The organism is Mucilaginibacter sp. cycad4, assembly GCF_034263275.1.
Lineage (GTDB): Bacteria > Bacteroidota > Bacteroidia > Sphingobacteriales > Sphingobacteriaceae > Mucilaginibacter.
Genome location: NZ_CP139559.1, coordinates 3,452,514 through 3,467,202 on the forward strand (window position 1 = coordinate 3,452,514; position 14,689 = coordinate 3,467,202).

At 44.1% G+C, this 14,689-nt stretch carries 10 protein-coding genes; 2 read left to right on the forward strand and 8 right to left on the reverse strand.

The window, feature by feature from the left end:
• Positions 1–95: 95 nt before the first annotated feature.
• From SNE26_RS13900 to SNE26_RS13915, 4 genes are all read right to left on the reverse strand, one after another.
• Complete coding sequence (locus tag SNE26_RS13900) at positions 96–1,034, reverse strand: sugar phosphate isomerase/epimerase family protein (protein ID WP_321559942.1); 939 nt, start codon at positions 1,032–1,034, stop codon at positions 96–98.
• Positions 1,035–1,037: 3 nt separating this feature from the next.
• A complete protein-coding gene (locus SNE26_RS13905; protein WP_321559943.1) occupies positions 1,038–1,898 on the reverse strand; it encodes a sugar phosphate isomerase/epimerase in 861 nt (286 codons plus the stop codon).
• A 140-nt stretch (positions 1,899–2,038) separates the two neighbouring features.
• Positions 2,039–5,479, reverse strand: a complete 3,441-nt coding sequence (locus SNE26_RS13910) for a ThuA domain-containing protein (RefSeq protein ID WP_321559944.1) — start codon at positions 5,477–5,479, stop codon at positions 2,039–2,041.
• 374 nt (positions 5,480–5,853) lie between these two features.
• Entirely contained in the window at positions 5,854–6,729 is an 876-nt protein-coding gene (locus SNE26_RS13915; protein ID WP_321559945.1) for an AraC family transcriptional regulator, read from the reverse strand.
• A gap of 477 nt (positions 6,730–7,206) precedes the next feature.
• Between SNE26_RS13915 and SNE26_RS13920 the strand changes: the two genes are divergently transcribed.
• Both SNE26_RS13920 and SNE26_RS13925 read left to right on the forward strand, forming a co-directional pair.
• A complete protein-coding gene (locus tag SNE26_RS13920; protein WP_321559946.1) occupies positions 7,207–9,195 on the forward strand; it encodes an SGNH/GDSL hydrolase family protein in 1,989 nt (662 codons plus the stop codon).
• Between the two features lie 79 nt (positions 9,196–9,274).
• Positions 9,275–11,614 (forward strand): glycoside hydrolase family 95 protein, encoded by a 2,340-nt coding sequence (locus tag SNE26_RS13925; RefSeq protein WP_321559947.1) that lies wholly within the window; start codon positions 9,275–9,277, stop codon positions 11,612–11,614.
• A gap of 350 nt (positions 11,615–11,964) precedes the next feature.
• On the opposite strand, the gene SNE26_RS13930 is transcribed toward SNE26_RS13925, so the two are convergent.
• From SNE26_RS13930 to SNE26_RS13945, 4 genes are all read right to left on the reverse strand, one after another.
• Positions 11,965–12,138 carry a hypothetical protein gene (locus SNE26_RS13930; RefSeq protein WP_321559948.1) on the reverse strand — a complete coding sequence of 58 codons (174 nt, stop codon included), beginning with the start codon at positions 12,136–12,138 and terminating at the stop codon, positions 11,965–11,967.
• Positions 12,139–12,516: 378 nt separating this feature from the next.
• Positions 12,517–13,383: an AraC family transcriptional regulator gene (locus SNE26_RS13935; protein ID WP_321559949.1), complete on the reverse strand. Its 867-nt coding sequence runs from the start codon at positions 13,381–13,383 to the stop codon at positions 12,517–12,519.
• Between the two features lie 12 nt (positions 13,384–13,395).
• Complete coding sequence (locus SNE26_RS13940) at positions 13,396–13,761, reverse strand: VOC family protein (protein ID WP_091171082.1); 366 nt, start codon at positions 13,759–13,761, stop codon at positions 13,396–13,398.
• A gap of 301 nt (positions 13,762–14,062) precedes the next feature.
• On the reverse strand, positions 14,063–14,689 hold the full coding sequence (locus SNE26_RS13945) for a response regulator (RefSeq protein WP_090524105.1): 627 nt from the start codon (positions 14,687–14,689) through the stop codon (positions 14,063–14,065).

Genomic DNA, 14,689 nt, shown 5'->3' on the forward strand with positions numbered 1-14,689 from the left:
CCGGTTCGTCGAAATGACAGTTTTTTCAATAAGGTGTACACCTGGTAGTTCCTGAGGGAGGGAATTGCACAATCTTTTTATAACCACTATTCGCATTACCGGGCTACCGCCTTCATCTTCGCCAGTGCTGTTTTAGCTACCGTTAAAGCATCCTGAGCGTAATAACTTTTATTAAAAACCTCGAACGAGATCACCAGTGGCCTTTCGGGGTTTTTAACTATTTGGAGGATCTGTTTAAGTGGGGCGATACCGTCTCCGCAATAGACTCTGTCGGGTTCGGAGATCTGCCCGGGACTGATACCTGCCGGATAATCATTTACGTGAAAAATATCCAGCGCATGGTGTCCAACATACTTCAGGCTCTCTGCAGCCGATTGACCTTTAAAAATATGAAACACATCTAAAAGCACGCGTGCATTGGGGTTATCACATTGGGTAGCCACATAAAGTACCTGGCTTATATGTTTTAAGTTTTGCGATCCGCCCCACATTTCCAGCTGAGGCATAACTCCAGTTTGCTCACCCATTTTCAGGATGGCAAGGTACCGTTCTGTAACTACATCCAGATCAAGCACCGGGCCTTTGGTCATGCCGGCCGGAGGGGCTGCTATCCGATGACAGTCAATCCGCGCCAGCATTTCCATTTCCTGCTGTAACTGTTCCAGGGCTTTTTTGCGGGTAGGTTCATCATCGGCCAGCCATGCGGCAAAACCTATAGCATCTTCAACTTTAAGGCCTAACCCGTCGATGATCTTTTTGGCTTCAGTCAGCGATCCACCACTTTGCAGATAAGTTTGCAGGGTATCTATCCAGATCTCAACCGAAGTAAAGCCGGCTTTGGCAGCTATTTCAAGCTCTTTAATAAAACCAAGGTTATGACCGCGGATGGTACTCATGTTTAACGAGTAAACAAAACCGTTGCCCGCTTTGGGCGCTATTGGCGCTGCTGCCACGGTTCCTGCTTCGCTCAATACAGCGGCGGCTGCCGTTAAACCTATTGCTTTTAACACTTGCCTGCGGTTTAAGTTGCTCATATACTAATCTTTTAAACCTTTCAGATAGGCAATGGTAACAGGCAATTGCTGACTGTATGATGGACTTTCATCCTCAATAAAGTAATGTTTAATCCCGGCCTTTTTTGCAGCTTTCAGCACTCCGGGGATATCAATTTGCCCGGTACCTAAGGCAACATCATTTTTGGTGTCGGTGCCGCCGGTAAGGTCGTTAGCTACGCCTTTGCGGATATCTTTCAGGTGCATCAGTTTCATCCTCGACGCATACTTATTGATCAATGCAGCCGGATCCTGCCCGCCATGGAACGACCACAGGATATCTATCTCGAACGAAACATATTTCGGGTCGGTATTTTGGGCGATATAATCGAACAGCGTACCATCGTTATAAGTTCCAAACTCGTAACCGTGGTTATGGTAACAGAAAGTTAAACCCGCTTCGCTCAATATTTTAACAACACGATTGAAGTCGGCAGCAGCCTTTTTGGCATCATCCAAAGTAAACTCCTTACCATGCGGAATCCAGGCAACCATCACATATTTAGCACCAAGCGTTTTGGCCAGCTTGATCACGCTGCCCGGGTCATTAACAATTGCTTCATACCCAGCCCCTGTTGATGGGATGCTGATCCCGCGGTCATCGCACATTTTCCTGAATTCCTCGGGCGGCATGCCTTTTGGCCCCTCTCCTTCAATTTCGGTTATGCCTAATGATTTAATGGTATCCAACACAGCAGCGGTAGCTTTTGGCATACTGCTGCGAAATGTATAAGCCTGCACCCCTATTGGGCCGGTAAACAGTGGCTTGCCACCTTGTGCAGACGCCTTATTTCGGCCCAGAGCCATAGTAGCTAAAAGGGCTATAAGAATGGTTGATTTTTTCATGGTTAAATTGGAATAACTTTCTTTCTAAAAGCGGTTAAAAAAGCGTCATTGCGAGGGACGGAGCAATCCCCGATTAGCAGGTCCACCCTGTATAGTTTGGGATTGCTTCGTCCCTCGCAATGACGGTATTATAATTAAAACTATTCAACAAACTGGATATCCTTCAAATTTAAAATACCATCGCTGGGTTTAGAATGTTTTATGGCGAAAAAGTATACATCGTGCTTTCCGTTCACCGGCTTATTCACCTGGCCGGTCACTTCGCCGGTTTTATCCCATGAACCTGTGGTTTGGTAAGCTACGGAGCTGATCACCGGCCCGGCCTGCGAATCGATCCTCACCTCTATCTCGCCGTCATAATCCTTCGATGCATATGTATAAGCAAACTTGCTGATATTGGTCAGGTCGATATTCCTGAACAGTACGTATGATTTATGGCTCCCTGCCGAAAGATCATTTTTAAACCTGTTAAAACCTTTCAACTCATCGGCATAAACGGCCTTTTCTGCGGCATTACGCAGCACCACCATATCCGTAGCCTTCAGCGGACCAACAAGTTTGCCGCCCTTATCGGTATAAGATGCCAGCAGTGTGTATTCTCCGCGCGGTTCGGCATCATTAAATTTCAGATTGAGCACACCGGTTAAAGGCAGCGGTAATACCGGGCTCTTTTTATCGGTAAGCGAAAAAATGTATTTCACAATTTCCCTCGTATCTGCATTTGATAGTTGCGGGTGTGCACTCATCACATGCTCGGTACCCCAACTTCCCGCACCACCTGCAATTATCTTTTTAGAGAGCTGATCAATAGCTCCCTTTTGTGTTTTGTACCGTTTTGCAATAGCCATAAAGCTTGGCCCTACCGCAGTTTTATTAATAGTATGGCATGATTTGCAATCACTATTAGCCATCAGCCCCTTGCCCGGATAGCTTACCTGGGTAGTTGAAAGTGCCGTTAAATTTTGCGTGGTACTGTTGACCGACGGCTGCGGATTATAGATGTAAAACAGTTTCAGCTTTTTAGGATCGATCCTGCCATCCTCCTTATCGGTAGCTACCACATGGTAATGAAAAGGCTTGCCCTTCCAAATAAATGATTTATTATCAGCACTGGCGATGGTAACCTCTGGTTTGGTGTTACCAACCCTTACAACCACGGTATCCCTGCCGGTTAGCCCTCCTTTATCAGTTACCTTTAAAATAGTTTTATATACACCAGGCCTGGTGAAAGTATAACTGGCTGATGAAGTGTTAGCACCGACAGTTTTACCATCAAACAGCCATTGGTAAGTGATCTTATCATCGTCATCCAAATCCTTGCTGTTTTGACTGCTGAAACTTACCTTAAGCGGGGCTTGCCCGGCTATTTCCTTTTTAGCCGGAAATTCTTTTAACTCGGCAGTTAAAAACCTGGTTTTGGCGAATTTATTAAATGCGGCTGTGTCCGAAATGCTGGCTTTAGCTATAGGTGCCCGGTTACCGGTATTGTATTCAATCTTAACTAAACGGGCATCTTCATTTTGGGCACCGTAAACAGAGCCATATTCAAGCATGTATAAAGCACCATCCGGCCCAAATTCCATATCAATCGGCCGGCGGAAATCGCCATTGGCAGGCATAAACGCCTCGTTGCGTAAATAGTTCTCATCCTTATCAAACCTAAGGTCTATTACCCAGTTGCGCATCCAATCGGCCACAAATAAGGCACCGTCATAATATTCGGGGAATTTGTTCGGGTTCTTGATTTTTTTATCAAACTCATAAAAATCGCCGCCAATAGCGCAGCGGCCACCCATACCTAATTCGGGAAACTCGTCGGACGCGGCGTAAGGATACCAGATCATGGCGGGTGTAGCCGGCGGCAATATATTTAAGCCGGTATTATTAGGCGAATTGTTTACCGGCGCTTTAGGATCAAAATTTGGCCCAGGTTTGGCATTCACAAAATCCCAGTGCGAGTAGGCAAAGTTGTTACCCACAAAATATGGCCAGCCAAAATTCCCTGCCTTGCGCGCCTGGTTAAACTCATCGTACCCTCGCGGCCCCCGCGGCGAATCTTTACCCGCATCAGGCCCAATCTCGCCCCAGTATAAAACTGATGTTTTAGGGTTTACTGCAATCCGGTATGGGTTGCGGCAGCCCATCACATAAATTTCAGGCTTGGTTTTGGCCATACCTTTCGGGAAAAGGTTTCCTTCGGGGATGGTGTAAGTTCCGTCGGCCTCGGGATGGATACGCAGGATCTTGCCTTTAAAATCATTGGTATTGCCGGCGCTCCGTTGCGCGTCAAGGCTGTAATGCTCTGTTCCGGGGCGCTCATCCAGCGGTGCATAACCATCAGAAGGAAAGGGGCTTGAGCTATCACCTGTGGACAGGTAAAGGTTTTTATCCTTATCCCAGGCCAGCGAGCCGCCGTGGTGAGCGCCGCTCACCTTTTGTACCGGTACTTTAAGCAGGATTTTTTCTGACTTAAGGTCGAGCACATCCGTTGGGCTTAACTTGAAGCGCGAAAGCTGGAAATTAAGCGGTTCAATGGTTTGCCCGGCCGGCATGTAGTAGATGTAAACAAACTGGTTCCTGTCAAAATCGGGGTCGAGCGTGAGGCCGATAACACCTGTGCCGCCTTCATAAGTAATCGGGAATTTATGGATTAATTTAAACTTATTGGTTTTGGTATTATAGACAGAAAAGTTGCCCAATAACTGGGTAAAAAACACACGACCATCTTTCGCAGCAGCCAGTTCCATAGGCGAGGCTATGTTACTCACCAGCACAGTTTTGATAAAACGACTTTGATCGGGCGCTACTTTAGCATATGATTTACCATAATCAAGCGGTTTGCCATTGCCCATGGCATATTTGATTCCGCCAAGCAATTGCCCCAAAAACAGGGGATCGCTGTAGCTCTCATCGGTATGGCCGCAGCCTGTGTAAAATGACCGGCCGCCATCAAATTCGTGGTACCAGGTTATGGGATGATTAGCGCCGTTGGTACCTCCATCGTAAGTATTTTCGTCCAGGCTTGCCAGCACATGGATACCACTGTATATAGATTTGTAGTTGTACCATTCATCAGTACGTTCCCACCTGGAGGGCAGGTTGGCAGTGGCCGGCTGGCTTTTATCGGTTACATCTATTGTGGCCTTGCGAATGTTGGAATTATTGGGATGGCTTGAAAAATAGGCCCCAACCAGTTTGCCGTACCAGGGCCAGTCGTACTCGGTATCAGCAGCAGAGTGTACACCCATAAAACCGCCGCCTGCCTGGATATAACGTTCAAAAGCTGCCTGCTCAACGGCATTAAGCACATTGCCGGTGGTGCAGTTAAATACTACTGCCTGGTATTTTTTAAGGTTATCGTCATTAAAATTAGCAGAATTGGTGGTGGTATCCACATCAAAGCCATTCTCGCTGCCTAATTTTTGAATAGCCGCTATCCCGAACGGGATACACGAGTGGTGCCAGCCTAAAGTTTTTGAAAATACCAGCACACGCGGCTTATCAAATGGTTTTTTAAAGGAATAAAGCAGGAAAGTTAATCCTGTCAAAAAAACGAAGGTGAGTTTTGTTTTTAATGACATGTTTGAGGTTATTATTGGTTTACATTTAATGAACAGCTATAAAAGCAGCATTAACTCATCGCCTTGCTAAAAGGATTTATGTACAAGGCAAAAAAATATGAAATGCAGTATCGCTAAAAAGGGCTGTTCAACAATTGGCTAACACAATATTACTATTTAAAAAATTCACTGTGTATTAATTACACTTTTATTTTGGGCGGGAATGGGTTTGTAATTGAATTGTTACTACCGTCAATACAACATGGTATCCGCCGGATGCAGAGCTGCATGATTGAGTATTCACTGGCTTCGGCTCTGAAGATAAGGTGAGAGATATTTTTAAGGAAATAAGCAACCTTCGAAAAAAAACCGCGCCGGTAAGCAACCATCATATACTATGACAAAATCTGGTTCCGGTACTGGCGCGGACTTACCTTTTTAATCACTTTAAAAAAGCGGTTAAAGTTTGATACATTATTGAAGCCGCATTCATAAGCTATATCAGTAATACTGTTATCTTTATTACTTAGCAGTTTGCAGGCATAGCCAATTCTTGTTTCATTTACAAACTGGGTAAATGATTTTTGGGTACGTGCCTTAAAAAACCGGCAAAAGGCAAATGTGTTCATGTTAGCCACATCGGCAATAGTATTTAGTGAGATATCCTCCCTGAAATTATCAAAGATGTATTTAAATACCTGGTCCATGCGCTTACTATCATGATATTGATAATAGTTGATATAGTTGATACTGGCCAGCAGGTTATGCTCCGTATCCGAGCTCATGATGTTAAGGATTTCGAGCAGGGTAATGATCTTTTGCAACCCTTCCAGTTGTAATATCCGGTACATCAGCGTTACTACCAGGTCCTTGCTTTTCCCCTTTAGCTCCACTCCTCTCTGTGCTTTATTTAAAAACGACTCCACCTTACGCACATTCCCAAATGCGGAAAGGTGCATCAGCAATTTTGAAGGATTGAAATGAATAGATAATGAGTGCGCGTAAGGTTCAGGATCGTCCTCGTTGGCCTGCTCATGGGTGTTATGCCAAACATGCGGGATATTTGAGCCAAGAAAAATCAACTCCCCGCTTTCAAAATAATCAACCAGGTCGCCAATGATCCTTTTACCCGAACTTTTTACAATGTGCACTAACTGGCATTCTTCATGAAAATGAAACTCATTTGAAAAAAAAGGAAGCTTCACTTCCCGGGCAATGAAAAGGTCTTCTGACTGTACCCCGTCAGACAATACGGCTAAAATTGGTTTCATTTTAACAAAACATTAACAGAAAAGTTAAATATAAGCAAAAATACTATCGAAGGTTACCAATTAAAGTGAAAGTAAAAAATCAAATGACGCTGATTTTTCGCCGTCATATCTTATCCCAAAAGGCTGGCTGGTTTAGTTATGAAGAGAAGAACAAAAAGAACCCGGCACGCACCATTGACTGGCGATTTACAGCCACGAAGTTAAGGGCTTTAAAAACTCATAAGTTATTTTGTTGTTAAAAACACACTTATTACAACTAAATTGTTTCAAAATACCATTTTAAGCATAAAACAAAAAGCAGGTTGTCAAAATAGTATCAAAACAAATCAATTTAAGTACAATTTATTGGTAATGTCCTCCATATTTTTACCCTGATTATAACGCCAGCTACTAAAGGTTTACAAAACATTTTTAATCGGAAACAGCAATCCAAAAAGGGAGAAGTTTTTGAAGCGGAATTTCTATATCCAAAATTGAATGATTAAAGCTTTACTAATTACGCTATTATTGGGGTTCACGGCCGGTACTGTCTTAGCCCAAAAAACCAAAAATGGCAGCGCAGGGAGTGCCCCTGCCACCTATACTATTCAAAATGCAGCTAACGATACCTGGAAGGGATTTGAACGGATCAACATTACCATAGGCCCCCATAAAGCTTATTATGTAAACCCTAAAAAGGCACTCGAAGGCAACCCATGGGTATGGCGGGCCTCATTTCCGGATTGGCATACCGATATTGACAGTATCCTGCTAACCAGGGGTTTTCATGTTGCTTTTGTAAATGTTGATAATCAATATGGCAGCCCCTATGCTTTGCAGGTTTGGGATACTTTTTACAGATACCTAACCACTAAACAGGCTTTTGCTCCAAAAGCCGCGCTTGAGGGTGTAAGCCGCGGCGGCTTATATGTATATGGCTGGGCCAAACGCAATCCCGATAAAATCAGTTGTATTTATAACGAAGCCCCTGTTTGCGATATCAAAAGCTGGCCGGGCGGCAAGCTAACTGCCGCTGGTGACACTAATCTTTGGAAACAACTGCAACAGGTTTACCACTTCACAGAACAACAAGCGCTTGATTATAAAGACAACCCCATTGATAACCTGGATGGGCTTGCTGCCTTTAAAGTACCTGTTATGCACATCATTGGTATAAACGACAAGTTGGTGCCTAATGCCGAAAACACCAACATCCTTGCACAACGCTATACCGCTTTAGGCGGACCAATGATGATATACCCCGTAACTGCCGGCCCTCAGGAGTTGAACGGGCACCACTTCCCGATTGAGCACCCGGAGCACTGGGCCGATATCATTACAGACTATAGCTATCCTGTAAAAAAGATACTTCCCTATAGCGATTATTTTACCACCCGTAATGGGCTGGCTAATAGTTTTAACGTATTGCGTTCGGGTAAAAAAGCTACGGTAGCATTTTTAGGTGGCTCCATCACTTATAATCCGGGCTGGCGTCAAAAAATAAGCCGTTACCTTACCGAACGCTTTCCATCAACTGATTTTCATTTTATACAGGCCGGGATCCCTTCATTAGGTAGCGTACCTCATGCTTTCCGCTTACAGCGGGATGTGCTTGACCCGGGCAAAGTTGATTTGATGTTTGTTGAAGCTGCGGTAAACGATAATGTGAACGGGCTGGATAGCCTGACCGAGATACGCGCTTTGGAAGGCATTGTAAGGCATGCCAAAAAAGCCAATCCGCTGATGGACCTCGTCATGATGTCGTTTGTTGATCCGGATAAGATCAGGGATTACAACAATGGTAAAACCCCGGTGCAAATAAAAAACCACGAACTGGTTGCAGAGCACTATGGTTTACCATCCATTAATCTTGCCAAAGAAGTTGCTGACAAATTAAATAACCACGAGTTTTCATGGCAATATGATTTTAAAAACCTGCACCCGGCCATTTACGGGCAGGAACTTTACTTTGCCACCATAAAAAGCCTGCTTAATACATGCTTTGATAACCGGCAGGGCATTATTCCAAAAATAAATTCATTACCCAAACCGCTTAATACACTCAATCTCGGCAATGGCCGCTATTACAGTATCCAAAATGCAAAAAATCTAAACGGCTGGACCATCAACCCCGATTGGTCGCCAAATGATAAACTGAGCACCCGCGATGGCTTTGTACATAAGCCTATGTTAATTGGCACAAAACCGGGTTCATCATTAACACTGCCATTTAGCGGCACCGCTATAGGTATAGCCATCGTATCCGGACCTGATGCAGGAATTATAAGTTATAGCATTGACGGCGGCGCTGAACAAAAGATGGACTTATATACGCAATTCAGTTCCTGGATCTACCTGCCCTGGTATGTAACCTTCAGCACCGACCTTAAAAAAGGCTCACACACGCTCAGCCTGAAAGTAGACTCCGATAAAAATAAAAACAGCAAAGGGAACACGTGCCAGGTACTTTATTTTTTAACAAATTAATTTTTTTAATTTAACCAAAGGAGAGGTGCTGTAGTTCTGCGTGTAAATAACTTAAAACAGAAAACCTAATTAAATAAACATGCCAATAAAAACGCCGCTGTTAATAACTGTAATGATAACAGGTATTACAACGTTTACTTACGCACAAACCAAACAACTAAAACTCTGGTACAAACAACCTGCCCAGCGCTGGGAAGAAACCGTTGCACTTGGTAACGGCCGTTTGGGGATGATGCCCGATGGCGGCATTACCAACGAAAAAATAGTATTGAATGATATCACCATGTGGTCGGGATCATCGCAGGATGCTAATAACTATGAGGCTTATAAAAAATTGCCCGAAATACGGAGTTTGCTTGCGGCCGGTAAAAATGTGAAAGCACAGGCAATTATCGATAAATCATTTGTTTGTACCGGCAAAGGATCAGGCGGCGTACCTTTTGGTTGTTTCCAGATGCTGGCCGACCTCAACCTTAAATATCAATACAAAGGTATTGAAGATAAAGATGTAAAATATGAAAGTTACGAGCGTGAGTTATCATTGAACAATGCCCTTGCCAAAACCACCTGCAAAGTAAATGGCGTCACCTACAAACGCGAATACTTTACCAGTTTTGGTGATGATGTTGATGTGATTAAACTAAGCGCCGACAAACCGGGCATGCTTAACCTGAGCATTAATATCAACCGCCCGGAGCGGGGTGTTACCAGTACTACCGGCAATGAACTTGATTTAACCGGTCAGTTGGATAATGGCACCGATGGTAAAGGAGTGGCTTACAAAGCCAGAGTTAAAGCGCGGCTAACCGGCGGCACGTTGAGCACTACCCCTGCTTCGCTGGTTATTAAGGACGCAACCGAGGTGATCATTTATGTATCTGCAGGTACTGATTTTAAAAACCACCTGTATTTGACCAAAATAGACAATGCGCTGACGGCTGCCATGAAAAAGCCATATGCTTTGGAAAAACAACAGCACATAGCCAATTTTCAAAAGCTTTTTAACAGGGTAAAGGTTGACCTGGGCGCTTCAGAAGCGGAAAAGCTTACTACAGATCAAAGGCTCATTGCCTTCCATACCAATCCTGATGCCGATAAAGGGCTGCCTGTTTTATTTTACCAGTTTGGCCGCTACCTGAGCATTTGCAGCACCCGCGTTGGTTTACTTCCGCCAAACCTGCAGGGTTTATGGGCCAACGAAGTACATACCCCGTGGAACGGCGACTATCACCTGGATATCAATATTGAAATGAACCAATGGCCGGTTGAGGTTTCCAACCTGTCAGAATTGAACCTGCCCCTCGCCGACTTAGTTAAAGGCATGGTGCCGCATGGCGAAAAAACAGCCAAAGCCTATTACAATGCCGATGGCTGGGTAGCGCACGTAATTACCAATCCCTGGGGTTTTACTGAGCCGGGCGAAAGCGCTTCATGGGGTATTTGTAAGGTAGGTTCGGGCTGGCTGTGTGACAACCTGTGGCAGCATTATGATTTTACCGGCGATAAAAACTACCTGAAACAAATTTACCCCATACTGAAAGGTGCGGCCCAATTTTACAACAGCATGCTTATCAGTGATGCCAAAACCGGCTGGCTGGTTACCTCACCTTCATCATCGCCCGAGAACAGCTTTTACCTGCCCGATGGCACACATGCCAGCATCTGTGTAGGCCCAACCATTGATAACCAGATCATTCGCCAGTTATTTAACAATGTGATCACCGCAAGCAAAGTACTGGGTAAGGATAAAGGTTTCAGTAAAACCTTAGCTGCCAAAGTAAAAAAACTTCCCCCTCCGGGCATTATAGCCAAAGACGGCCGCATCCAGGAATGGCTGGAAGATTATAAAGAAACCGAGCCGCAACACCGCCACGTTTCGCACCTGTACGGTTTGTTCCCTGCATCTGAAATTACCCCCGAGGCTACTCCCGCCCTTGCCGAAGCTGCTAAAAAAACATTAGAGGTAAGGGGCGATGATGGCCCGAGCTGGTCTATAGCTTACAAAATATTGTGGTGGGCACGCCTGCACGACGGCAACCGTACTTACAAACTATTTAAAGAGCTGATGAAGCCTACCATCAAAACAGATATTAACTATGGCGCAGGCGGTGGCGTATACCCTAACCTGTTATCAGCCGGTCCGCCGTTCCAAATTGACGGTAACTTTGGCGCAACTGCTGGTATTGCCGAAATGCTGATCCAGAGCCACGCCGGGTTCATTGATTTTATCCCTTCTATCCCTGATGCTTGGAAAGCGCAAGGCGAGGTTAAAGGCCTTAAAGCACGCGGTAATTTCACCGTTGATATGAAATGGAAAGATGGTAAAATAACCGCATACAAAGTGACTTCGCCTACTCCGCGTATGGTTAAGGTGAAGGTTAACGGACAAATCAAAAACATTATGGCCGTTAAAGCATAAACAACTTTGTTCATCATATTAAGGCATCCACTTCCCGGGTGCCTTATTTACAATCTTTTGTTTACCGAAACTGGTACAACTGAGCAATTCACGCAAAAAATTGGCAGCATGAGGATAAAACGTATGCCATTGATCCTAAACGGACAGGCCTTGAAGCCGGCAAAGCAGCGGCTACCAAATCATTATTACAAGGTTATAACCTAAATAACATGAGCAGCATTGTAGTAAAAGCAGGCTATGCTGCGCTTTTCAAATTTGAAGAGACTAAATAAAAACCGTGCAAAGGCGCCGGCAACAGATTCCCCTTAAATCACCGGACGCCTTTTGAGGGATGAAACCCTGTATCGTTTTTAACTGTTTAACTTAACCGATTTTGCCCGTTTGGCTGCAAGCGGGCATTTTGATTTTTTTGCGTTTACACAGCATTTGTTTTTGTGTTTAGCGCCCGCAACGTTAGTCTTTTCTATCTGGAGCGAAGTAAAAAACAAGCCACCGGTAACGGCCAGTATGGTAAAAAATTTCATAGCAGTAGGTTTTAACTTAAAAGACGATATTTTTTTGGGAATGTTACAGCGGTAATGGGAAATGTTGATTTTCGCACATTTCCCCATAAGGATATCCCTGAAAAACACATCATTGCGAAGAACGAAGCAATCCCCGATTGGCAGGGAGGTCATGCAAACCTCTCTGTAATGTTCGCTATCGTGTCATTCGCAATGAGGTGGTGGTAGAGTTCCCCCTAAAAACAAAAAGTCAGTGACCTCGCGTTACTGACTTTTCATTAACTATTAACTGACCAAATATCCTTAACAAAAAACTATCTGGTATTACAAACATAATGTGTTACAAGCGGGCCACATGTGTGAAAAGCACCATCTTAACACCGTAAAAGCAAACACATATCAAGCTGACTGCCTGTACTTTAACGGAGTTATCTTGTAATGTGTACGAAACAACCTGATAAATGAGCTTGGGCATTCAAAACCTACCATGCCAACCACTTCATTTACAGGATACCGGGTATCCTTCAGCAGCATTAATGAACGTTTTAAACGCAACTGGATCAAAAATTGGTGCGGCGTTAAACCAAAAGCCTGCTTAAAAGTGCGCAGCAAATGGTTAACCGAAAGGCAGGCATGCTCGGCAAGGTCTTCAAGACTAATGTTCTGGTTATAATTACTGTACAGGTACTCCTTAGCCAGGTTAAGGCGGCGCAGGATCTCAACCCTGGTACCCTGGTTTAAAAAGTCAAGTTTCTCGGCTTTTTTGCAAATCTCATCATTATAAATATGAAAGTAATTGATGAGCGTATGGTGCAGGTATTCATTGATCAGCATTTCGTCCTGCATCCCATTATCCAGGTGTTGTTTCAGGTGACATACATTGTACTTGATATCGCCTGCAAACGGATAAATAGTTTCATTAAATTCGGGCTGTACTTTACCATTACCATAGCCTTTACTTAACAAAGTGTCATTGTCAAAGGTCCAGCATTCTTTAAAATCCTGTAAAAACTGCTGATCAAAATTGATGGCAAATGATTGTACCTGCTGCCCCAGATCGGTATCGGTTGAATATTGTGTGCCCCTGTTCAGGATCAGGAACGAATCGGGATATATGGACAAATGTCTGCGGCCAATATCATAACGTTCATTACCGCTTAATACAAAGCGAAGGCTTAAATCTGAAGTATACTGCGGCCCCTGCCTTTGGCTACCGGTGCGGCTTACAATCTTGTTGTTATTGCGTAATACTTTTGAATAGTCCATTGTGATATGATTTTATTGTTCGTTATAATTTCTTTCTTCCAGTAACATAAATTTGTTCCCCGCCGGGTCTAAAAATTCGGCTGCCAATCCGGCCGGTAAATATGCAGGCGATTTGCAAAAAAATACGCCGGCCGTACGGAGCACATGATAATCGTTCAAACAGTCGGCAGTGTTAATGATAATATTACTCTTATCACTGTTGCTGTCGTTATTAGTTACAAGCAACGCCACATTTAATTTATCCGACTGGATCACCGTGCTTTCCCTGCCCTCGTAAAATGTCATTGTACCTGTTATTTTGAAACCTAATTTTTGAGTATAAAAATCAATTTGCCCCTCAAAGTCGGCTGTATACACAGGTATATATTTCAATTTCATTTTGCAGTAGCTATTAACGGGAACCAGATTTAATAACGGAAAACCAACCTGTTGGCTAAAGGCAGCGTACAGGGTAATTTTTGAAGCGGGTTTACAGTAGCCGGTCAGTTAAAACTACTTAACATACCAAAGGTACTTTACCTGCGGGGGGATAGTATCCCCCTATTTGGGGGATTTATGAATTAGTGGGCTTGTAATGATTATCATACTTCAGGCGATCCCTGAGGACACGGATCGGGGATATTATTAATTATTCCAGCGACCGTGCCCCCACGGATCGCCTCGCTCAAGTCAGAGTTTACTATATCAATTTATTCTGCCTGGCCAGTTTAATGGCATCGGCTCGTGAGTTTACATCAAGTTTGAGGTAGATGTTTTTGATATGGCTGCGAACAGTTTCAAGATCAATGAATAATTCATTGGCTATCTGACCGCGGCTTTTGCCCTCGCCAATCAGTTCCAGGATCTGGGTTTCACGCTTGGATAAGGGCGATTCCTGGTTTTTTTGGAACGAGCGGATCACGAGGCGCGCAATGTTGATGCTCATGGGGCCGCCGCCCTCCCGTACCTCTTTTATCGATTCAATGATCTTGGTTGAGGGGGTATTTTTTGTTAGATAGCCCGACGCGCCGTTAGCCAGCGCGTTAAAAATCTGTTTTTCAGATTCATAAACAGTAAGGATCAGGATATAGCAGTTGGGCAGCAGCTTTTTTAATTTGGGTATAGCATCAATGCCGTTAACGCCGGGCAGCTCTATATCCAGCAGGATCACATCCGGTTTATCTGCAGCTATTTTTTTAGCAGCCTCATCATATGAGCAGTAAGTACTAATTACATCATAGCCCTCGGTAGCACCAATTAAAAAGGCATAGCCATCGCGCAGGGTTTCATCATCCTCAATAATACTTACCTTAATGTTACGGGCCAT

Coding starts and splice junctions, on each gene's coding strand:
- SNE26_RS13900 (WP_321559942.1), bottom strand. CDS start 1,034: ATGAGCAACTTAAACCGCAGGCAAGTGTTAAAAGCAATAGGTTTAACG.
- SNE26_RS13905 (WP_321559943.1), bottom strand. CDS start 1,898: ATGAAAAAATCAACCATTCTTATAGCCCTTTTAGCTACTATGGCTCTG.
- SNE26_RS13910 (WP_321559944.1), bottom strand. CDS start 5,479: ATGTCATTAAAAACAAAACTCACCTTCGTTTTTTTGACAGGATTAACT.
- SNE26_RS13915 (WP_321559945.1), bottom strand. CDS start 6,729: ATGAAACCAATTTTAGCCGTATTGTCTGACGGGGTACAGTCAGAAGAC.
- SNE26_RS13920 (WP_321559946.1), top strand. CDS start 7,207: ATGATTAAAGCTTTACTAATTACGCTATTATTGGGGTTCACGGCCGGT.
- SNE26_RS13925 (WP_321559947.1), top strand. CDS start 9,275: ATGCCAATAAAAACGCCGCTGTTAATAACTGTAATGATAACAGGTATT.
- SNE26_RS13930 (WP_321559948.1), bottom strand. CDS start 12,138: ATGAAATTTTTTACCATACTGGCCGTTACCGGTGGCTTGTTTTTTACT.
- SNE26_RS13935 (WP_321559949.1), bottom strand. CDS start 13,383: ATGGACTATTCAAAAGTATTACGCAATAACAACAAGATTGTAAGCCGC.
- SNE26_RS13940 (WP_091171082.1), bottom strand. CDS start 13,761: ATGAAATTGAAATATATACCTGTGTATACAGCCGACTTTGAGGGGCAA.
- SNE26_RS13945 (WP_090524105.1), bottom strand. CDS start 14,689: ATGGCCCGTAACATTAAGGTAAGTATTATTGAGGATGATGAAACCCTG.